The following is a 20369-nucleotide window of genomic DNA, read 5'->3' as shown; positions in this document are numbered from 1 at the left end:
CTGATGCTTCTGTACGCATTCACCCTGAATGTTGATCAGGCTCCTAGTGCATTCTTATGACATCTTCGTTAGCATAGGTTTCACACATTTCTATTACTGGGTATTGACGCTTTTCAATGAGCTATCAGGTTCTTGCTCGCAAGTGGCGACCTCGTTCTTTCAAGGAGCTGGTTGGGCAGACGCATGTTCTGCAGGCTCTGGTGAATGCACTGGATCAGGATCGTCTGCACCACGCTTATCTGTTTACCGGTACCCGCGGGGTAGGTAAAACCACCATTGCCCGAATTCTGGCAAAGTGTCTCAACTGTGACGAAGGGGTGAGCTCAACGCCCTGCGGGCAGTGCGCCGCCTGTTGTGAAATCGATGACGGACGTTTCGTTGACCTGATTGAGGTGGATGCGGCATCCCGTACCAAGGTGGAAGACACCCGGGAGCTTCTCGATAACGTTCAGTATGCCCCGACTCGCGGACGCTACAAAGTGTACCTGATTGACGAGGTACATATGTTGTCGGCGCACAGTTTTAATGCGTTGCTGAAAACTCTGGAAGAGCCGCCTCCTCATGTGAAGTTCCTGCTGGCCACCACGGACCCGCAGAAGCTGCCCATCACGATTTTGTCCCGCTGTTTGCAGTTCGGTCTGAAAAATATGACGCCGGAGCGCATTGTCGGGCATCTGGAAAATGTTCTCAGCAGTGAACATATCCCCTATGAAACCTCGGCACTCTGGCAGCTGGCGCGTGCGGCCGATGGCAGTATGCGGGATTCTCTGAGTCTGACGGATCAGGCTATTGCCTTCGGCAACGGACGGGTTTCTGAAGGTGAAGTCAGCTCAATGCTGGGTACCATTGATCAGGGGCAGGTCATGAAGATGGTTCGGGCGCTGTCGACTGCAGATGCCGGAAGCGTTCTTAAAGCAGTTGCTGATCTGGCAGAGCATGCGCCGGATTATATGGCAGTACTGAATGATATGCTGTCGGTGCTGCACCGGGTGGCTATTGCCCAGGCAGTTCCTGATGCGGTGGATAACAGTCAGGGCGATCGTGAGCAGGTGTTGCAGCTGGCGGGTAATATGCGGGCAGAAGATGTTCAGCTGTACTATCAGATTGGTCTGGTAGGTAAGCGTGACCTGCCGTTAGCGCCAGAGCCAAGAAGCGGCTTTGAGATGGCGTTGCTGCGTATGCTGGCCTTCCGGCCTGAGCCGGTGCGGATTGAATCCGGAGGTGCTGAGCGCTCTCCTGCTAATGTTGGCGGACCCGCTTCTGAGTCCTCTGAAACGGCGGAGCCTGAGCCCGGACCTGCGTTTGCTGCTGAACCAATAGCTACTGAATCAACGGTTACTGAATCCATTGCCCAAGAGTCTGTTGTTGCAGAGCCTGCTGTTGAACCGGTGCAATCTGCAACGATGCCGCCGGTTCTGCCGCAGCAGGAAGCTGCTCTTGCCGCAGAATCTGTTCAGCCGGCTCCGACCATGGCAGTGAACCCTCTGCCAGAGGATTTTTCACCTTCACCCGCTATGGCGGTCGTTGAGCCGGTTGCACCGGCAGCACCTCAATCTGTTCCGGAGGTGGAGCAGGAGGTTGAATCTCTGACAGGACAGGAGCCACCTTTTTCTGAGCAGCCGGACTATTTGCAGGAGGTGCCGCCGTTAGATGACGATCAGGCGGGAGATCCGGTTTTTCAGGCTGACTATACGCCTGCTGTCGCATCTGGTGCAGAGCCGGACGACCGGGATGATGACGATGTGCCTCCGCCGATGTCAACCTATGAAAGTTATGCAGCCAGCATGGATTTGCAGAATCTTCCCATGCCTGAGCCAGCGGTTGTGCCACAGGTGGCAGATGAGGCTCCGGTATTGCCTGACCCTTCCGAACGGGTCTGTCTGACCGATCTGGATGCCCTGAGCTGGATTCCGGTTTATCGCAGTCTGCCGCTGGGCGGTGTTACCCGGACGATTGGGTCTCATTGTGAATACGTTGCACACAGCAGTGGACGTATAGATCTGCGTCTGGACGAAGGACGCAGCACGCTTTACAACGATACCCATCGTGAACGTATTGAAAAGGCACTGTCAGACTATTTTCAGCAACCGGTGCGCCTGCAGGTAGAGGTGGGCGTTGTGCAGACTGAAACACCAGCAGCCTGGCGTGAACGGAAAATTGCCGAGCGTCTGCAGCAGGCCCGCGACAGTATATACAGTGATGCCAATGTGCAGTCACTGGTTGATCAATTCACTGCTGTTGTTCTGGACGACAGCATTCAGCCCGTCGGTAATGTCATAAAGTAGCGGTTAGTTGCTGGTCGACGGGCGATTGTATTTAATCACACGAACCTAATAAGGAGTCACTATGTTCAAGGGTGGTATGGGCAATCTGATGAAGCAGGCCCAGAAAATGCAGGAAGATATGCAGCGGGTTCAGGAAGAGCTTGCGAATGCGGAAGTTCAGGGTGAATCCGGTGCCGGTATGGTAAAGGTCACTATGACAGGACGCCACGATGTTAAGCGTGTCGAAATTGATCCGAGCCTGATGGAAGAAGACAAGGAAATGCTGGAAGACCTGCTGGCTGCGGCGGTAAACGACGCTGTTCGCAAGGTTGAGAGCAATAACAAGGAAAAAATGTCCGGCCTGACAGCAGGCATGAATCTGCCTGATGGCTTCAAGATGCCATTTTAATCGAGAGACAGGTCACTTATGTTCAGTCCTCTTATCAGGGAATTGATGGAAAGCCTGCGTTGTCTGCCCGGGGTTGGTCCCCGTTCTTCCCAGCGGATGGCCCTGCACCTGCTGGAGCGGGACCGGGAAGGCGCTCTGCGGCTGGCTAAAGCCTTGCAGGAAGCAGCTGAAGGTGTTGGTCGCTGTCGGGACTGCCGAACCCTCTGCGAAGATCATCTGTGTGAAATTTGTGCTCATGGGGGGCGGGAGTCGACAACGCTCTGCGTGGTTGAAAACCCTTCTGATGTCATGGCTTTCGAGCAGGCAGGTGGTTACCGGGGGCGATACTTCGTGCTAATGGGACACTTGTCGCCTATTGATGGCATAGGTCCTGGTGATATCGGGGTGACTGACCTGATGCAGCTGGTGGAAAAGAATCAGGTAACCGAAGTGATTCTTGCGACGAACCCTACTGTGGAAGGTGAGGCTACGGCCCATTATATTGCTGAAGAGCTGAAACGCAGAGACGTCGAGGCTACCCGTATTGCTCACGGCGTCCCACTGGGTGGGGAGCTGGAGTATGTCGATGGTGGTACTCTGGCCCACGCGCTGGCAGGTCGCCGTAAGTTGCTGACCTGAGTGGCTGTCTGAAAGGTAACGGCTTTCACAGATACTGTTGAAAGCCATTACTGCTTTTAAAAAGTCTTTTCCCAATCCCTTCGGTCGTTTTCCATCCTGATAATACAGTTCTGCTTATCTCCTGTTGTCTGGCTTGTCTGACAGGGCGAGGTCAGCGGGTTATGCTCGAAATATGGGCCAGAATATTCTGGCCGTCAGTGAGCACGCTGGCTGTTCCCAGGCGCTTGTTGCCAATAAAAATCCCGGCGTCTGTAATGTCCTCAAGTGGGATAATATCTCCGGCTTTCAGTTCAAGCATATCTGCAAGGCTCGTTTTCTGGTTGGTCAGGATAGCCGACACCGGTAGTTTTATATCAAGCATCCGTTGCTTCAGAGCACTCAGGCGGTCATGGTTGGAGTGGCCATCGCTGAAATAAGCGTCTGAACTGAACTGGCTGGTGGGGTAAAGGATCGACAGGGTTCCACGGGCTTTTCCTGCCTGAAGATGGAAATTCATGCAGGAGAGAAAGGCGGGCTTATAGGTTTGCTGGTGTTCTGCTTCTGTCGTTTCTTTGTTGCTGGTCAGTCTCAGGGTGGTGGGGGCGAGAGCGCTGTAGGCAAAGGCCAGTTCATCCAGCAAGTGCTTAACCATCATGGTCAGGACTCTGCCTTCGCTGGTGAGGGGGCGGTCTTCACCGGCCCTGGTAATACTGGTACCGGTGCCGCCGCAGGTCATGTCGGTGAATGCGCTGGCCAGAGAACGACTGACCCGTGCAACAGACAGGTCATTGATGTCGTTGTCAACGATGATCCAGTTGCGAAAGTATCTGGCGTCGGCATTGGCGTGCAGTAAGTCATGCTCAAGGGTGACTTCCGTGGTAATGGTTGCGTCGCAGTTCAGAAGGTGGCTGACATGATTTTGAAATCGTTGGCCAGCCTGCTCAGCAATTTTACGCAGCACTGAAGAGACAAGGTGGATTTCATTACCGGCATGGCGCAGGTCGAAGGGCTTTACATCGGTCACTGTGTTATAGGTCGTCCGTCAGTCGTCAGGGTGGCTGCTTAAAATAACGGACAGCTGTTCAAAAAAAAAGCACTGAACAATCTTTAAACAGATAATTCAGTGCTTTTTTACGGTAAATATTCACTATCACCGTTGGACGATGAAAAAATGACTCATTCGTTTATGTTGTTTCAACCCAGGTTTATATCTACAACAATCTGCCGGTTGTCTGGTATTTCGTTGTAGGACAGAACCGCCAGTTCAGGCGAGCAGAGTCGTGCAAATCGTGCCAGCAGCGGGCGCAGTTGCGGTGCTACCAGAAGAATCGGTGTTTTTCCGGTGTTCTGCATGGTCTGTGTGACTTCAGGCATGTGTTTCTGAAGTTGTTCGGTCACATTGGGTTCCAGGGGAATTGCGTCCGGCGCAAACTGTCCGCCTCCCTGTTGCTGTGTCTTCTGAAAAGCCTGTAGCAGCAGTTGCTCCAGTGGCTGGGCCAGTGTGGCAACAGGAATAAGGCTCTCCATGCCCACCAGGTTGTCAAGTATCGTTCGGCGCAGGGCGACACGAACCTCTTGTGCCAGAGCGATCGGGTGAGTGTGGCGATTGCTGGCGTCAAGGAGTGTACCGCCAATGGTGCGAACGTCAGTCAGAGGGATACTGTCCTGCAGCAGGTGCTGGAATACCTGTTGTATGGTGTTGACGCTAAGCTTTGCAGGGGTCAGCTCATCGCACAGTTTGGGCGCAATTTTTTTCAGGTTATCAATCAGCTGTTGTGTTTCTTCGTAACCCAGCAGTTCGTGGGAGTGGTCTTCCATGATTTTGCTGATATGAGTCGCAATGACAGTAGACGAGTCAACCACGGTATAGCCCAGTGCCAGGGCGTTATCCCGCTGTTCTTCATCAATCCATACGGCGGGCAGGCCATAGGCCGGATCGGTGGTTTTGCTGCCTTCGATCTCGCCATACACCTCGCCCGGATTAAGCGCTAACAGTTTGTTTACCTGAACGGTTGCTTCCGAAATACCTACCCCCTTGAGGTTGATGCGGTAACCAGTCGCCTGCAGCTGCAGGTTGTCACGTACATGAACGGAAGGAATCAGGAAGCCGCTGATGGCCGACAGGTTTTTGCGAATGCCCTTGATTCGGTCCAGCAGTTCACCACCACGCTTTTCATCAACCAGCCCTACCAGCCGGTAGCCTAGCTCAAGGCTGATGGTATGTACGACGGGTACATCTTCCCAGCTCAGTTCGCGTTTTTCAGGCTGTTGCGGGTTGATGTTTTCTTTCAGGTCATTGGTCACCTGTTCGACGACTTCTGATGTTTTCTTGTTACGCGACATCATCCAGGCAGCCAGAGCTGCTGCAAAGCCCAGGCTCAGGAAGGCAAAGTGTGGCATGCCGGGAACGATACCCATAACAATCAGTACGCCAGCAGCCACCGCAAGCGCCCTGTTGGAGCCAAACATCTGGCGGGTGAGCTGTTCACCCATGTCTTCAGAGTCGCTGACCCGTGTCACCATGATGGCCGCTGTGGTAGACAGCAGCAGGGACGGGATCTGGGCAACCAGACCGTCACCAATGGTCAGCAGGGAGTAAGTCTGAAACGCCAGGCCAAAGCTGAGGTCGTGTTGCAGTACACCAATCGCGATACCACCGATAATGTTGATGAACAAAATTAACAGGCCGGCAATGGCGTCGCCGCGAACAAATTTACTGGCACCATCCATTGAGCCGTAGAAGTCTGCCTCCTGTCGTACTTCTTCACGACGCGTTCGGGCTTCATCCTGAGTAATCAGGCCGCTGTTCAGGTCAGCGTCAATGGCCATCTGTTTGCCGGGCATGGCATCCAGAGTAAAGCGGGCAGTCACTTCGGATATGCGACCACCACCTTTGGTGACCACGACAAAGTTGATGATCATCAAAATGGTAAAGACCACCAGTCCGACTACATAATCACCGCCAATCACCACATTACCAAAGGCTTCAATCACCTTACCGGCAGCGGCACCGCCATTGTGACCATTGAGCAGTACGATGCGGGTCGAGGCAACGTTCAGAGCCAGCCTCATCAGGGTGGCAATCAGCAGAATGGTCGGAAAAACCCTGAAATCCAGAGGTCTGAGGGTGTAGACAGCTACCATCAGCACGACCAGAGCCAGGGCGATATTAAACGTAAAAAGGGCATCTAGCAGTAACGGGGGAATCTGCAGAGTGACCATGGCCAGCAGTGCTAGCAAGAGCAGGGGAGCCCCCATATGGTTGCCGGATGGCAATATTTTTTTTGCGGAAAGGGTGTTCATAGAGACTCCGTTATCAGCTCCTTGCGTGGGCTGGTTTGCGTTTACCGTTTGCCTGATAAGAATCGGGTATATCCAGGTTTGCCATGACCGGTGCGGTGCTGGCGGCACCTTGACGGAACTGTCTTAACTGGTGGACATAGGCCAGTACCTGGGCAACTGCCAGATACAGATCGTCAGGTATTTCCTGATCGATCTGGGTTGAGTAATAAATGGCTCGGGTCAGCAGTGGTGCTTCAACCAGCTGTATTTCATGATGGTTAGCCACTTCGCGCATCTTCAGGGCGATTTCATCGACACCCTTGGCGAGTACAAAGGGTGCGCTGGCGCGCCCCTGGTCGTATTTAAGGGCGACTGAATAGTGGGTTGGGTTGACGATAATAACGTCAGCTTCAGGGACTCTCTGCATCATCCGCTGGTTTGCCATTTCCCGCTGCAGCTGTCGTACTTTCTGCTTGATTTCCGGGCGACCTTCGATGTCTTTGTGTTCGTCCTTGACTTCCTGTTTAGTCATTTTTAACCGCTCTTTGTGGTCATACAGCTGGAACGGTGCGTCGATCGCGCTGATTAACACCACGCACAGGGCGTAGGCAAACAGAGCATTGGCCAGGGTGGTCAGTCCCACTTCAACAGCGGCATAAAACGACAGACGAGACAGGTTTAACAGCAGTGGATAGTTGTTCCAGAGCAGCCAGATCAGGCAACTGATAATCAGCAGGATTTTCAGGATCGACTTGACCAGTTCAACAAGGCCGCGCTTCGAGAATACTTTCTTTATCCATTGTGTCGGGCTCAGGCGGTTCAGCTTGGGCATCAGGGAGTCGCCGTTGAACAGTACCCCGCCCAGCATGATCTGCCCGAGTGCGCCTGCCAGTGCGATAATGCTCAGTGTGAAGGCGGCCATTGGTGCCACACTGGTTAATGCGAGCTGGAGTTGTCGGGCCATCGCCGTGTTGTCAAAAATGGATGACCGGTCCAGTGCAAAGCTGCTATAGAGTACCGTTCCAATCTGGTTGCCCAGTGGCGCGGCCATAAAGCGCAGGACGACGCTGGCCACCAGAAATATCAGTGCAGTGCTGAGCTCCCGGGACCGGGGAACCTGGCCTTTTTCCCGGCTTTTCTCTAATCGCCGGGGGGTGGGGTCTTCGGTTTTTTCCTGATCCGTTTCACTCATCAGTTCTGCAGGTAACTGCGCAGCGCAGTCAGAGCCAGTTCAGTCATTTCAGTAAACACTGAGGGAATGTTAATCAATACCAGAAGCAGGGTGATCATGCCGAACATCATGGTCATGGGGAAACCCAGTGCGAAGATGTTCAGCTGTGATGCTGCCCGGCTCATGACGCCAAAGCAGAGGTTGACCAGTAGCATGCTGAAAATAGATGGCATCGCCATCAGAAAGGCACCGCTGAACAGCCAGCTGCCCATCAGGGTGATATCGAGATAATCGCTGGCGAAGAGTCCGCCACCAATGGGCAGGGTGTCAAAGCTTTCCAGTAAAACGGTAAACAGCACCAGATGCCCGTCTATAGCGAGAAACAGCAGGAAGGTCAGGGTCTGTAGCCAGGTTCCCAGCAGAGGTGTGGACCCGCTGGATGGGTCGTTCATCACGGCCATGGCAAGACCCATCTGCATTGACATCATCTGCCCGGCCAGAGTGAAAACCGTAAACAGCAGCTTGATGATAAAGGCAAAGCTTAATCCGATAATGATCTGCTCGACAGTGATCATCATGCCCAAAGGAGACAAAGGGTCAACCTGGGGCAGGCTGTGCAGCTGGGGGGCGATTAGAAACGCCAGGGCTCCCGCCAGTGCCAGACGACTGTGGCGCGGTACGCCCCGGCCGCCAAAAATGGGCAGTAGCCAGAGGGCGCTGGTGATCCGGAACATGGGCCATAGCAGCTGGCCAATCCAGCTGGTGAGTTCTGCACTACTGAGCACGTATCACCCGATATTCACAGGTATGTTGGTAATGATCGAGGTGGCCAGGTCCATAATCTGCTGCAACAGCCACGGACCGGCGAATACAATGGTCAGAAGCGTGGTGAGCAGTCGGGGCAGGAAGCTCAGGGTTTGTTCGTTGATCTGTGTGGCTGCCTGAAAAACGGCAACCAGCAGTCCGACCAGCAGTCCCGGCCCGATAATGACGACGACCATCATTACGATCAGGAATTGCGCCTGACGAAACAGGTCGAGAGCGATTTCCGGTGTCATAGAGTTCTCCGTCGTACGTCTGGTGACGTTTCATTACAGGCTGGTCGTTAAAAGCTGGCGGCCAGGGTGCCGACAATCAGAGTCCAGCCGTCGATCAGTACAAACAGCATGATCTTAAAGGGCAGGGACACCACCAGTGGTGACAGCATCATCATACCCATGGCCATCAGAACGCTGGCGACGACCAGGTCGATCACCAGAAAGGGTATGAACAGCATAAAGCCGATCTGGAAAGCAGTTTTCAGTTCGCTGATTACAAAGGCGGGTACCAGAACGCTTAAGGGCATGTCGTCTGCGTTGTCTGCCAGAGCTTCTCCTGAAATATCGGACATCTGTTGCAGGGCCGGTGCATGGGTCTGCTCCAGCATAAAGCGTTTGAAGGGGATAGAGGCTTCTGTAACGGCTTCATTGAATGTCAGCTCTTCTGCCATCCAGGGTTCCACGGCCTGTTGCCATGTGCTGTTAAATACCGGCTGCATGATAAACAGGGTCAGGAACAGGGCAAGACCGATCAATACCGGGTTCGGGGGTGACTGCTGCAGGCCGATTGCCTGTCGTAACAGTGAAAATACGACAATGATTCGTGTAAAGCTGGTCAGAACCAGTAGCAGTGCGGGCAGGAATGACAGGGCGCTTAGTAACAGCAGGATTTGCAGAGTCGTGCTGTATTCCCGGGCATCGCCACTGTCGGTCATGGTCAGCAGTGGAATGTCGGGTGCAGCGAAGCTGATTGCAGGCAGCAGACACAGGGTCAGAGCGACAACCGTTATTGCCAAAGGTGTTTGTTGTTTACGCACTTGCTTCTTACACACTTGTTTCTTTAAGAAAGTGTTATCGCGACAGGCTGGTTTAAAGCGTACGGTTTTGAACATAGACAGATTGGCCTGATTGGTCATCTCGCAGGACATTATTGAGAATTGCTCTGTAAAGGCTGTTTCTGCAAAAGCGACTGAGCCCAGTTCCAGGCCTGGTTTTTGTGGTTGGCAGGTTGTTCAGTTTCAACCTGATCCAGAGTGTCCAGCAGGGTGATCTGGTGGGCGGTGACTCCTACTACCTGGTAGTTTGAACCGGCTTTGATAATGCAGATTTTCTCATTTCGCCCAACGGGGATCGATTCTACAATCTTCAGGGATCGCTGCTGCCCGGTGTGGCTAGCCTGAAGTCTTCTGGTCAGCCATGCCAGTCCGAGAAAGCAGGCTATAACAACCATCAGCATGCCTGTCGTTAGCAGGATGCTGTGAGTCAGCTGGCTGTTCAGGGATGTGTCCGCCATAGCGACTGTGGGAGTCAGCAGCAGGAGGGGTATCAGCCTGAAAGGATGGCATGGTCTGATCATTGGCATTACAGCAGTGAGTTAAGACGATCATTGCCGCCTGCAATGTCGATAATACGAATGCCATACTTGCCCTGGGATTCAACCACTTCACCACGGGCAATCAGGGTGCCGTTGACCTTGACGTCCAGAGGTTCGCCAGCTTTGCGGTTCAGCTCAATAACGGAACCCTGAGCCAGAGCCAGAATCTGTTCAACGGTCTGTTCGGTGCTGCCGACTTCCAGAGAGAGTTGAACCGGAATATCCAGAATCATGCTCAGATCTGGTCCGGCAGGCTTGTTGTCCACTTTGTTGTCGACATTTTCCCGGACGGCATCTTCTGTTTCTACGTTGTCGTTTACTTCTGGTTCGTTGATGATGGCGGACATTAGTCACTCCAAATATTTTGCTGTTGCTCTCTTCTTTAACAATAAAGAGTCGCAACGGTAAAGAGTCAGTACGGTAGAGAGTGATTTGACTTGATATGAAGACTCAGCACTCTCTGATTGCAATGTTCTGGTAACGTTGTGTTTAATACGTTGATCAGGTTGCAGATTTCTCAGCGACAGTTTCTTTGTCACGGGTCCGACTTCGGTTGCGTCTTCTGCTTCTGCTTCTTCTGGCTGGAGCTTCGTCGGCATCGATTGCCGGGGATTCGCTCTCTATTTCCTGTGTAAGTTTTTGTGAATCCTCACGTATGGTGGCCTGTTTGTCTGTATAAGGCGGAGTATCGGTATTGCTGCTTGCAATTTTAAGCATCAGTTTGTTGTTATCGGTCATCACCTGAGCTTTACAGAACAGTCGGTCACCAACAAAGACGTCGGCATCAATCGGATTGAAAAGCGGAATGATGTCGCCTGGTTTAATCGATAGTGCTTTTCGCAGGGAAGTTTCCTGTTGTCCGAGTTTGGCGGTCATTGGAATGGCAACGTCAAGCATTCTATGTTCAAGCTGTTGCTGCATTTCCTTGCGGTTAACAACAGCCTTGGTGTTGCCCATTTTAGTCAGGCTGTTGGCAGGGTACATCAACTGAACGGAACCGGAGATGTCGCCAATAGAAATAATAAAATAAATGCAGACAACAAAATCCATGGCTGAGCGATCGATTTGCTCTGCAGCAGCGTCTTCAGACTTGTTTGTCATGCGGAACTTAATGGGATTAATGGATTCAAAAGATTCTTCGAAGCTCTTGAACAGTCCCTGCATTAACTTATAGGCCATTCGTCGGTCGCCCATAGTGGGCGCGACGTTGTAGGTTTTGTCCGGGTATGTTCCGGAGCCTCCACACATAAGATCCAGACAGGCAGTGATGATGCCCCTGTCCAGAGCGACAACAGAGAGGTCCTGGGTGTCTTCGTTGTTGATTACCCAGGTGCGGAGAAAACTGTCGTCGTGGTTAGCGTGCAGAATCATCTGCTCAATTTCGACGACGGGCATTACGCTAATTTCAGCATTCAGGGTATGACTGAGCATTATCTGGAATTTGTTGGCGCATTGTTCGGCAATCTTTTCCAGAAATGTAGTTAGACCATGAACAATGTTACCTGCGAGATACAGATTAAATGGCTCATAGGAATTGTCTTCTTGTTTCATAGTCGTGTCATAGTTGGATAATGGTTGGGTTATAGTCGTGTTATAGCCGGGTTAAAAAGTATTTAGCGTAATACAGAAGGCTCAGGATTATAGACACCTGACGTTTGCTGGCAGTATACGTACAAACCTCGTAAATTTTGCGAAACCAAATAGATAAATATTCATATATATAAAAATGATATTTAGTCTGGTCAGTGAATGAGCAATGCTTGATTTGTGTCAGTAAAATGTAATGTATATTATTGATAATAAACAAAATATATCATTGTCGCCTGTGTTTTTAACGTTTCCTGCATATCTATGCATTGTTGCCTGGCTTTACGCAATGAATAGAATTGCTTATTTAGTGAATAATACGTATGTAGGTAGCGTGGTTGGTTTGTCATCATGTGCCATCTGCACAACACTCCGGTGGTATTAACTTCCTTTTATTATTTGATTGTTGTCGTATTATTTAAATGATCATTTTTGTAAATTGTGCGGCGATGTGTTTTTAACATCTGTTGTTTTTTGTTGGTCAGGGTGATTATTCCTGATGGCAGCTTGTTGAATTAAAAAGAAATCGGGAATGACATGTTGACTCGAGCGCTTCTGGCTTTATTAATCGTTTCTGCTTCAGTCGGGGCATCAGTGCGCTCTTTTGACGGGGTTGAGTGGAAGGTGGATTCGACCCGTTATGATGCCACTTTATATTGGCAGCTGGAGCCATCGGTAACCGTCAGCTTTTATAAACAGGCTGGTCTGCCGGTTGAATTCAGACTGTCAGCCCCGAATCTGATTGAAAAAGCCAATAATGCAACTCTGTTCATAATGAGTTCCCCCCTGAAAGCGTATAAAAATAAAGAACCGGTTGGAGAACTTATCAAGTCTGGTCGCCGGTTATCTGATGGGCGTGAAATAACATTTGTCAGTGATGTACCCAGACTGCTGGACGCAATGGCAAAAGGTGATTGGGGTGTTGTTGAGCTGCAGATGCCTTCTGGTGTGCAGAATGTCCTGGAAATCCCGGCCATTGATTTTATCCAGCCTCTGCAGGAATTTAATAACAGACGCAGTGTGTTCCCTCTGCTCGGCTGGGAGCAGGGCAAAGAGTACGCTGTTCAGTTTGATGTTGCCGGATATGCGTTAGGTCAGGATCAGAAAGATGGTCTGAAAGACCTCGTTGACCTGATTGCTTACGATGGCGAAGTCACCTCTATTGAAATAGATGGTCATACCGACCTGACCGGACACCGGCTGAATAACCTGACGCTGTCCCAGCAGAGAGCAGGGGCTGTTCAGGCTTATCTTCTGGAACTGGGGGTTGATGCCGGGCTGATAACCGCTGTGCGACATCATGGCCAGCGCTATCCCATTCCCGGTGCTTCTCATCAGGAAAACCGACGTGTAGAAGTCAGGTTGTTCCGGTGATAGCTCCGATGATAGCTCCGATAAGCCTTCCTGAAAACATCTACTGCCTGCTAAATGGTTTTTGATCATGATGCCAGATAAAGAAGTATTGGTGACCGGTCATGATGAAAGTGTTCCTGAATCACTGATTTCAGCACTTGTGAGTGACGGCTGGAAAGTGTCGTTTACTGACGGAGCTGAGCTGGTGGATACTTCCACTCAGCACAGGCCAGATGTTGCAATTATCCCGGTGAGCATTGCTCCTGAAAGCTGTCGTTTACTGCTTGCCCGGTATATGCAGAGTATGCCGGGTGTTCCGGTCGTTGTTATTTCACCGGAAGCTGACAGGCAGCAGGCTGTAGAGCTTATTTCAGCAGGGGCGGCAGATTATCTGGTTTCTCCCGTTGATCCGGATGTGCTGGTGTCAAAGGTGAACCAGCTCCGCAGTGTGGCCGGTGCGGATGGTTTTATTGCCCATTCGCCTTCTACTCATCATACCGCACAGCTGGCCAGGCGGGCTGCTGCGACCAGTGCCGCCATTTTGATTGGCGGTGAGTCAGGTACTGGCAAAGAAGTCCTGGCCAGATTTGTCCATCGTTGCTCTCCCCGTGTTGACGGCCCTTTTGTCGCAGTTAATTGCGCAGCCATTCCTGAATCGATGCTGGAGTCGATTCTGTTTGGTCATGAAAAAGGTGCATTCACGGGTGCTGTCAGTCGCCATGCCGGTAAATTTGAACAGGCATCCGGTGGTACTCTGTTCCTCGATGAGATTGCTGAAATGCCTATGGAGCAGCAGGCAAAGCTGTTGCGGGTACTGCAGGAAAAAGAAGTTGAGCGACTGGGTGGCACTGAGCCGGTTAAGGTAGATATCCGCATTGTTTCTGCCACCAATCGTGATCTGGCAGAGTGCGTAAAAGAAGGGCGATTCAGGGAAGACCTCTATTATCGCCTGAATGTCTTTCCCCTGCACTTGCAGCCTCTTCGTGAACGTACTGAGGACATTGTCCCGCTGGCCCAGTTTTTTCTGCGTCGTTCCTGTAGTCAGTCCGGGCAGCCTGCACCGGAGCTGAGCGCTGAAGCCATGACAGCTCTGCAGACCTATGACTGGCCCGGTAATATTCGTGAACTGGAAAATGTTATTCAGCGAGCCGGTGTTCTGAAGCGCAGCTGGGTGGTATTGCCTGAAGATCTGATGCTGCCTGGGCATGCGGCGGCGCACTGTAAGGCAGATGTCGCTAATGTAGTGGGTATCAAACAATTTGCCGGTCGTCAGGACGCCGATGCCGGGAATTTTGCCGAAGGATCGTCGATTACCGGCAAGTATCCCGGACCTGCAAGAAAGCAGCAGGAGTGGCAGCATGTTCTGGAAGTGTTGAAACGGCACGGTGGTCACCGTAGTCGTTCAGCACAAGAGCTGGGAATGACAACGCGAATGCTGCGCTACAAACTGGCGCAATTGCGCGAATCAGGCGTTGATGTCGATTCAATTATTGCCGGTTCGGTAATGGCATCTTAATACATAATTTTAATGAATTTGACGTGCTGGTAGGTTGGGACGAATGAAATGACTCCCAACACGGTGAATAACATTAAGTACGCGTGTTGGGAGTCGCTTTGCTCGTCCCAACCTACGAGTCATCCATCGATATAAGAGTTAAGTGGTTAAATGCAGCCAATACATAATTTTGCGGGTGTTGTTCAGCAGCGTATAACGCTCCCTGGGGCAACCGATGTACAGGATACCAGGATTATGCCCAACGAAACCGGGCGTATTCAGAGCGACAGCAAGGTACAGTTTTCCCAGGTTCTGGATGGTGCGCTGCAGCATGTCAGTGAGCTTGGGCATGAGGCGGACCAGATGCGAACCGACTACGAGCTGGGGCTTAGCTCTGATCTGGTGGGAACCATGATTGCCAGTGAAAAAGCGTCTCTGTCTTTTCAGGCTGTTGTGCAGGTGCGTAACCGGGTAGTGTCCGCTTACGAAACCGTGTTCAACATGCCGGTCTAACGGTCGGGGAGAGCAAGAGTGAGTGCATCTGCAAAGATGGATCCGGCCGCAGCCATGCAACGCATGCGAGACGGGGTATCGTATTTTTCATCAAGAGCCGGTAAAGACTTTCCCGGTATTATCAGGAAGCACCCTGCAGCGGTTGCTGTGGGTGCATCACTGCTGCTCAGTCTGGTGATTGTGACCGGACTATGGCTCAGTAGTGGCAATGAAAGCGACAACTGGCGTCCGCTTTATGGTCGTCAGGAGTTGTACGATGTTGCAGCAGTGGTTGAAGCGCTGGATGCCGGTCAGATGGATTACCGTTTGCATCCGACCAGTGGTCAGATAATGGTTGCAGCTGACGAGTTGAATACCGCCCGTATGCAGCTGGCTACAGCAGGTATTAAACCTGCGGCTTCAGCCGGCATGGAGTTGTTGACCAGTGGTGGTCAGCTGGGTCGCAGTCAGTTTGTTGAGCGCAAACAGTATCTTAAGGGACTGGAAGGCGAGCTGGAGCAGACCATTGCCAGTCTGAGGCCGGTCCGTACCGCCCGAGTTCATCTGGCTGTGCCGGAACGTACAGCCTTTCTGCGTGAACAGGTTGAGCCTTCTGCGTCGGTCTATCTGGATCTGTATCCGGGTATTCGGATGGAAGGGCGTCAGGTGCAGGGTATTATCAATCTTCTGTCGGGTAGTTTTCCTGACCTCAAACCTGAACGTATCCATGTTCTGGATCAGAACAGTAATCCGCTGACGACTAATGAGAATACCCCGAGTCAGACTGATAAGCAGATGCAGTATCGCCGGACGATTGAGCAGCAGTATGTTCAGCGGCTGACGCAACTGCTGGAACCGGTGGTTGGCAAGGATAACCTGCGTGTGGCAGTGAATGCTGACATTGATTTCAGTTATCAGGAGCACTCCCGCGAGGGATTCGATCCTGAAACATCGGTATTAAGAAGCGAAAGTTACAGTGGTAGCAGCAATCCCAAAGGGGCCAGTGGTGTGCCGGGGGCCTCTTCCAATGTCGATAATCTGAACGAAGAAGTAGAGACGCCTGAGGGCAGTGAATCGTCTGTCAGTACTATTCGTAATTATGAAGTGGACCGTACCCTGAGCTTTCAGCGCCAGGAGGCGTTCCGCATTGCACGTATCAATGCCTCTGTCATTCTCAACAGTCGTATTGATGGGGTGGATGCTGAACTGACACTGTCTGCAGTAGACGACCTGGTGCGGAATGCTGTGGGTGTTGACCTGGACCGTGGTGATCGTATTTCTGTACGTTCACTGCCGTTTTTTGATGAGGCTGTTGCTGAAGAGGTTCAGATTTCTTCCGTGGCAATGGCGGTACGTGAAGGTGGTTCAATGATGCCGGTAATGATTGGTTTGTTGGCACTGGCCCTGGTGGGAGTGATTGCTGCTGCCATTTTTTACAGTGTACGTCAGCGACGTCAACGTCATGAACAGGCGGCACTGGCAGCAGAGCTGGCGTTGCTGGATGCGGGTGCTGGCAATGAAGATTCAGACGACGATGATGCGTTCAGCAAGGTCGATGCAACAGCGTCGGACCGTGTGCGGGATCTGGCGGTTTCCAGTCCTGATCAGATAGCAACCATTCTTGAACGCTGGATTAAGGAGGCGGACTGATGAGTTCAGTGATGTCATCAGATGATAATTCTGTAGCCGTCAATCGCAGTAAGCTGGAGCAGGCGGCCATTGTTATCCTGGGGCTGGGTGACAAGGCAGCGGCTCGTGTGCTGCGCCTGATGTCAGCCAAAAACGTTGCCCAGTTGATGCAGGTGATGCCAAGAGTGCATGGTGTGGTGGAAAGTGAGCTTGAAACCATTATGGATACCATGGCAGCGGAATGTAACGACGCTCCGTTGTTCAGTGACAAGTCGGGTATCGACCAGGCGTTGCGCAAGGTGCTGGGCGAGAAACGCGCCCGTGACCTGCTGCAGTCTTCCCAGGGTGATCAGTTTGGCGAAGTTCTGGAAAAACTGCTGATGCTTGACCCGAAACTGGTGGCCCGGCTGATTGCCAATGAGCATCCGCAGCTGCAGGCGATTACCCTGGCCTGTATTGAGCCTGCGAAGAGTGCGCATATTCTGCAGAGTTTCCCGGAAGACCGTCAGAATGATCTGACCCATCGTATGGCTAACCTCAGCTCTGTACCTACGTCCTCCCTTGAAGCCATTGCGGGCCTGCTGGACAGTCTGACCCAGCAGGAGGTCAGCACCTACGCCGTTAATGGTGTGGGGCAGCTGGCGGAAGTGCTTAACCACATGGACGCTGAATCGGGTGATGACCTGCTTGATAACCTGCGCTCTATGGATGATGAGCTGGCGGACCAGGTGGCGTCCCTGCGCTTTACCTTTGAGCATGTGCTGGAGCTTGAGCTGGATTCCCTGCGTGTGGTGTGTGAAGCCGCAGACAATGAAATGCTGGCTGTTGCGCTGCGTGGTGTGTTGCCTGAGCGTCAGGAGCATGTCTACTCCTGTATGGGTAAACGTGCTGCTGCCATGCTCCGTGAAGAAGTCGAGTCTGGTGTCAGTATGCGTGCCAGCCGTGTTAACGAGGCGCGTGTTCAGTTGACAGCGCTGGCGCGCAAGCTGGCACGGGAAGGGCAGATTGAGCTGGTTTCTTCTGCTGACGAAATGGTTGGGTGATCGCTGATGTTGATGACTCATAAGTCTGCGCGGCAGAAGGTGGCCTGTGAACAGTAATGAGCATGTCAGGCCATTTGCATTCCCCGGACCCGGTCAAACGCTGAAGCAGACGGCCAGCGATGATCAAAAGGAACGGGAGTTGTCGGTTTTTACGGGTCGCAGTCGGCGCAGGCAGCAGGATTCTTCCGGTAATGGTGGGAGTGGCAGGAAGCGGCTGCGCCAGCTTGTTGGCGGTGGGCAAATCAGTCCTGGGCAACCTGAATCTGAACAGTCTGGTAAAACAGATTTGCTTCCGGCATTTTCGCTGTCTGCGAAAGGCGGTAAGGCTTCGGATGACGGAAGATTGCATCGAAGAGGCAGGCGGGCGCAGGTTGGTGAGGTGTCTACTGAAGTGGACGCTGAACCGGAATCCGATGCGACTGAACTGGAATATGATTCTGTTGACCTGACGCCTGCTGACAAGGCCGGCGGAAAGTCTGTAATTTCTGATGAGCAGGATATCGTGACGGCTGTAGCGGAGAGTGCTGATACGTCGCCTGGTAGTGAGACTGTCCAGTCACAGAATTCAGATGACACCTCTCAGGCTGAGATCGACTCCGTTGCAGAACCAGCTGAAAAAGGAGTATCAGTCGATGCTTCTGGCCCGGATTCAAAGACACAAAATCTTAACGAAGCCATTAATTCTTCCCCGGCTGCTACTGGATCGTTGCAGACGTCAGTGGATACGCAGAAGGAGGTTCCTTCAGCAGCCGCGACGCTGCAGAAAGCACTGGACGACAGGTTTCAGAAAGGTCTGGAGCAGGGACGTCAGGAAGCTTTGCAGAAGCAGGCGGAAGGGTTTCATCAGCAAGCCTTTGAGCAGGGTGTTGAGTCAGGGCGTGAAGCTGGTTTCCAGGAAGGTTTGCAGCAGGGGCTGGCGGCTGCCGCTGACGAACTGAATCAGCGGTTCTCGGGTATTGAGGCGCTGATGCAGGCTATGGATGAGCATCGTCGTTTGTTATCCCATCAGCAGGTGCTGGGGGCTGCCCGGTTGCTGGAAAGGCTTGTTATTGAGGTGGTGCGTACCGAACTGCGCCACTCCCCGGAACAGATTCGTGCCGTGGTTGAAGAGGCTGTACACCTGCTCGACCGGACAGAGCATGAGTCCATCAGTCTGCGGGTCAATCCGGACGATGCTGCCTGGTTGCAGGGGTTTGTTGAAAACAGCGCCGATGCCTTTGTTATTCGTCCTGATTCTGCGGTTACCCGTGGCGGCTGTCGCATTGAAGGGCGGCTGGGGCATGTGGATGCAACCCTTGAAGAGCGACTGACAGACTGTATAGAGCAGTTGCGTACCGGCCTGCTGGAAGACCCTCAGGAGGCTCCGCCCATTGATATCTCTCCGGTTTATGATATAGCAAAGCCAGTCTCTGTGGCAGCATTCCCTGAACCTGAGCTGCCGACGGCAAGGCTGACAGAAGTGGCTGCTAAACCGGCTGACAATGTAAAAGATTCATTCTTTGAGTCAGGATCGTCCGGGCTGGGTGCCTGGGGCGACCTTGGGCAGTAATTATTTTTCTTATGTAAACACCGTCAGCGAAAACCTGTGTTGTTTTAAGACTGGTTTCTGCTTTGACGGTCTGGAGTGATCTATGACCTCTCTGGTCGTTATTGATGAAGGTTCTGCCCAGGCAAAGGCGACTTACCGGGCTGACAATGGCGCTATTGTTACCCATGTTGTGCCATCCCGTGTGGCGGAGCAGGCCAAGGTAGATATTAATGGTTATGCCGAGTCTGCCTACTTTACAGAAGAGGGTGGTGAATACACCGTCAATGGTGATTTTGACGACATAATTCGTACGAATATACCCTCCTATCAGACCTCAGAAGCTAACCGTGCGCTGGTGCATGAAACGCTGCGCCAGAGTGGCTTTGGTGGACGCCCGGTGCGGGTTGCGGTCACGCTGCCAATGAACCAGTTCTTTTCCAAAGTACAGGGTGCGCCTATTAATCAGAAGCTGATTGCCAGCAAGAAGCGTAATGTTCTGGGTGGTATTAAATCAGCAGCCGGTCATCAGCTGGCGGAGATTATTGACTGTAAGGTCTATCCGGAAGGTATTCCTGCCCTGTTCGATACCATTCGTAATGACGACGGTTCCCTGAAGTCGGGTTTTGAAGAAGGCATGAAGATTCTGGTGGTGGATATTGGTGGTACGACAACCGACGTATCGGTGGTAACACCCAATGGTACCATCGAATCCTACGACAGTTTTAGTACGGGTGTATTGACTGTTGTTGAGCGTTTCTCCGAGCTGGCAGCGCCGGAGTTTGGCCTGAAGCGTATCCCTCGCGCACTGGCGGAAGAAGCGGTTAAAAGCGGTCGCCTGAAAAATATGAACGTTTCTGAACTGATCCAGCGAGCCAGCAGAAATGTGATGCAGACGATTCTGCGTGAGTTGGAAGCCATGGTTTCCACGCCGTCATTGCTGGATAAAATTCTGATCGTTGGTGGTGGTGCAGCACTGATGGGGCGTGAGCTGGCCGAAGCCATGGGGGTTGAGGTTCTGATTCCAGAACAGCCGGATATGGCGATTTCCCGTGGTATTTACAAGCTGGAAATGTTGAAAGCCAGAAGTTGATACCTTGGTGATGAGTA

General features: G+C 52.2%; 19 protein-coding genes. 10 read left to right on the top strand and 9 right to left on the bottom strand.

The window, feature by feature from the left end; all coding sequences use genetic code 11:
• The first annotated feature begins 116 nt into the window (after positions 1-116).
• The 3 genes from dnaX (at position 117) to recR (ending at position 3291) form a co-directional block, all read left to right on the top strand.
• The gene (gene dnaX / locus V5J35_RS01820; RefSeq protein ID WP_354009630.1) at positions 117-2285 is read left to right on the top strand and encodes a DNA polymerase III subunit gamma/tau; all 2169 of its coding nucleotides are present in this window, start codon (positions 117-119) and stop codon (positions 2283-2285) included.
• Between the two features lie 61 nt (positions 2286-2346).
• Positions 2347-2673, top strand: a complete 327-nt coding sequence (locus V5J35_RS01815; RefSeq protein ID WP_262567309.1) for a YbaB/EbfC family nucleoid-associated protein — start codon at positions 2347-2349, stop codon at positions 2671-2673.
• 18 nt (positions 2674-2691) lie between these two features.
• Complete coding sequence (recR, locus tag V5J35_RS01810; protein WP_354009629.1) at positions 2692-3291, top strand: recombination mediator RecR; 600 nt, start codon at positions 2692-2694, stop codon at positions 3289-3291.
• A gap of 151 nt (positions 3292-3442) precedes the next feature.
• On the opposite strand, the gene V5J35_RS01805 is transcribed toward recR, so the two are convergent.
• From V5J35_RS01805 to V5J35_RS01765, 9 genes are all read right to left on the bottom strand, one after another.
• Positions 3443-4294 (bottom strand): FliM/FliN family flagellar motor switch protein, encoded by an 852-nt coding sequence (locus V5J35_RS01805; protein ID WP_354009628.1) that lies wholly within the window; start codon positions 4292-4294, stop codon positions 3443-3445.
• 170 nt (positions 4295-4464) lie between these two features.
• Complete coding sequence (flhA, locus tag V5J35_RS01800; RefSeq protein ID WP_354009627.1) at positions 4465-6573, bottom strand: flagellar biosynthesis protein FlhA; 2109 nt, start codon at positions 6571-6573, stop codon at positions 4465-4467.
• 13 nt (positions 6574-6586) lie between these two features.
• A complete protein-coding gene (gene flhB, locus V5J35_RS01795; protein ID WP_354009626.1) occupies positions 6587-7744 on the bottom strand; it encodes a flagellar biosynthesis protein FlhB in 1158 nt (385 codons plus the stop codon).
• Positions 7744-8508, bottom strand: coding sequence for a flagellar biosynthetic protein FliR (gene fliR / locus V5J35_RS01790; RefSeq protein WP_354009625.1), 765 nt, complete (start codon positions 8506-8508; stop codon positions 7744-7746). The genes flhB and fliR overlap by 1 nt, the downstream gene beginning before the upstream one ends.
• Positions 8509-8511: 3 nt before the next feature.
• The gene (fliQ, locus tag V5J35_RS01785; RefSeq protein WP_354009624.1) at positions 8512-8781 is read right to left on the bottom strand and encodes a flagellar biosynthesis protein FliQ; all 270 of its coding nucleotides are present in this window, start codon (positions 8779-8781) and stop codon (positions 8512-8514) included.
• Between the two features lie 47 nt (positions 8782-8828).
• Positions 8829-9578 (bottom strand): flagellar type III secretion system pore protein FliP, encoded by a 750-nt coding sequence (gene fliP, locus V5J35_RS01780; RefSeq protein WP_354009623.1) that lies wholly within the window; start codon positions 9576-9578, stop codon positions 8829-8831.
• A gap of 110 nt (positions 9579-9688) precedes the next feature.
• A complete protein-coding gene (gene fliO, locus V5J35_RS01775) occupies positions 9689-10117 on the bottom strand; it encodes a flagellar biosynthetic protein FliO (protein WP_354009622.1) in 429 nt (142 codons plus the stop codon).
• 5 nt (positions 10118-10122) lie between these two features.
• Positions 10123-10482, bottom strand: a complete 360-nt coding sequence (fliN, locus tag V5J35_RS01770; protein ID WP_354009621.1) for a flagellar motor switch protein FliN — start codon at positions 10480-10482, stop codon at positions 10123-10125.
• A gap of 154 nt (positions 10483-10636) precedes the next feature.
• A complete protein-coding gene (locus V5J35_RS01765; RefSeq protein ID WP_354009620.1) occupies positions 10637-11686 on the bottom strand; it encodes a FliM/FliN family flagellar motor switch protein in 1050 nt (349 codons plus the stop codon).
• Positions 11687-12259: 573 nt separating this feature from the next.
• Here V5J35_RS01765 and V5J35_RS01760 point away from each other — a divergent pair.
• From V5J35_RS01760 to parM, 7 genes are all read left to right on the top strand, one after another.
• Positions 12260-13096: a MotY family protein gene (locus tag V5J35_RS01760; protein ID WP_354009619.1), complete on the top strand. Its 837-nt coding sequence runs from the start codon at positions 12260-12262 to the stop codon at positions 13094-13096.
• A 67-nt stretch (positions 13097-13163) separates the two neighbouring features.
• The gene (locus tag V5J35_RS01755; protein WP_354009618.1) at positions 13164-14591 is read left to right on the top strand and encodes a sigma-54-dependent transcriptional regulator; all 1428 of its coding nucleotides are present in this window, start codon (positions 13164-13166) and stop codon (positions 14589-14591) included.
• Between the two features lie 234 nt (positions 14592-14825).
• Positions 14826-15083, top strand: coding sequence for a flagellar hook-basal body complex protein FliE (fliE, locus tag V5J35_RS01750; protein ID WP_354009617.1), 258 nt, complete (start codon positions 14826-14828; stop codon positions 15081-15083).
• An 18-nt stretch (positions 15084-15101) separates the two neighbouring features.
• On the top strand, positions 15102-16712 hold the full coding sequence (gene fliF / locus V5J35_RS01745; protein WP_354009616.1) for a flagellar basal-body MS-ring/collar protein FliF: 1611 nt from the start codon (positions 15102-15104) through the stop codon (positions 16710-16712).
• Complete coding sequence (locus V5J35_RS01740) at positions 16712-17734, top strand: flagellar motor switch protein FliG (protein WP_354009615.1); 1023 nt, start codon at positions 16712-16714, stop codon at positions 17732-17734. Before fliF ends, V5J35_RS01740 begins: the two co-directional genes overlap by 1 nt.
• 46 nt (positions 17735-17780) lie before the next feature.
• Positions 17781-19283: a FliH/SctL family protein gene (locus V5J35_RS01735; protein ID WP_354009614.1), complete on the top strand. Its 1503-nt coding sequence runs from the start codon at positions 17781-17783 to the stop codon at positions 19281-19283.
• An 82-nt stretch (positions 19284-19365) separates the two neighbouring features.
• Positions 19366-20352: a ParM/StbA family protein gene (gene parM / locus V5J35_RS01730; protein ID WP_354016248.1), complete on the top strand. Its 987-nt coding sequence runs from the start codon at positions 19366-19368 to the stop codon at positions 20350-20352.
• The last annotated feature ends 17 nt before the right edge of the window (positions 20353-20369 follow it).

It is taken from the genome of Endozoicomonas sp. NE40 (assembly GCF_040549045.1).
Classification (GTDB): domain Bacteria; phylum Pseudomonadota; class Gammaproteobacteria; order Pseudomonadales; family Endozoicomonadaceae; genus Endozoicomonas_A; species Endozoicomonas_A lisbonensis.
Note: the sequence above shows the minus strand (reverse complement) of the source record. Positions and strands in the feature narration are given on the sequence as shown.

Coding starts and splice junctions, on each gene's coding strand:
- dnaX (WP_354009630.1), top strand. CDS start 117: ATGAGCTATCAGGTTCTTGCTCGCAAGTGGCGACCTCGTTCTTTCAAG.
- V5J35_RS01815 (WP_262567309.1), top strand. CDS start 2,347: ATGTTCAAGGGTGGTATGGGCAATCTGATGAAGCAGGCCCAGAAAATG.
- recR (WP_354009629.1), top strand. CDS start 2,692: ATGTTCAGTCCTCTTATCAGGGAATTGATGGAAAGCCTGCGTTGTCTG.
- flhA (WP_354009627.1), bottom strand. CDS start 6,573: ATGAACACCCTTTCCGCAAAAAAAATATTGCCATCCGGCAACCATATG.
- flhB (WP_354009626.1), bottom strand. CDS start 7,744: ATGAGTGAAACGGATCAGGAAAAAACCGAAGACCCCACCCCCCGGCGA.
- fliQ (WP_354009624.1), bottom strand. CDS start 8,781: ATGACACCGGAAATCGCTCTCGACCTGTTTCGTCAGGCGCAATTCCTG.
- fliO (WP_354009622.1), bottom strand. CDS start 10,117: ATGATCAGACCATGCCATCCTTTCAGGCTGATACCCCTCCTGCTGCTG.
- fliN (WP_354009621.1), bottom strand. CDS start 10,482: ATGTCCGCCATCATCAACGAACCAGAAGTAAACGACAACGTAGAAACA.
- V5J35_RS01765 (WP_354009620.1), bottom strand. CDS start 11,686: ATGAAACAAGAAGACAATTCCTATGAGCCATTTAATCTGTATCTCGCA.
- V5J35_RS01760 (WP_354009619.1), top strand. CDS start 12,260: ATGTTGACTCGAGCGCTTCTGGCTTTATTAATCGTTTCTGCTTCAGTC.
- V5J35_RS01755 (WP_354009618.1), top strand. CDS start 13,164: ATGATGCCAGATAAAGAAGTATTGGTGACCGGTCATGATGAAAGTGTT.
- fliE (WP_354009617.1), top strand. CDS start 14,826: ATGCCCAACGAAACCGGGCGTATTCAGAGCGACAGCAAGGTACAGTTT.
- V5J35_RS01740 (WP_354009615.1), top strand. CDS start 16,712: ATGAGTTCAGTGATGTCATCAGATGATAATTCTGTAGCCGTCAATCGC.
- parM (WP_354016248.1), top strand. CDS start 19,366: ATGACCTCTCTGGTCGTTATTGATGAAGGTTCTGCCCAGGCAAAGGCG.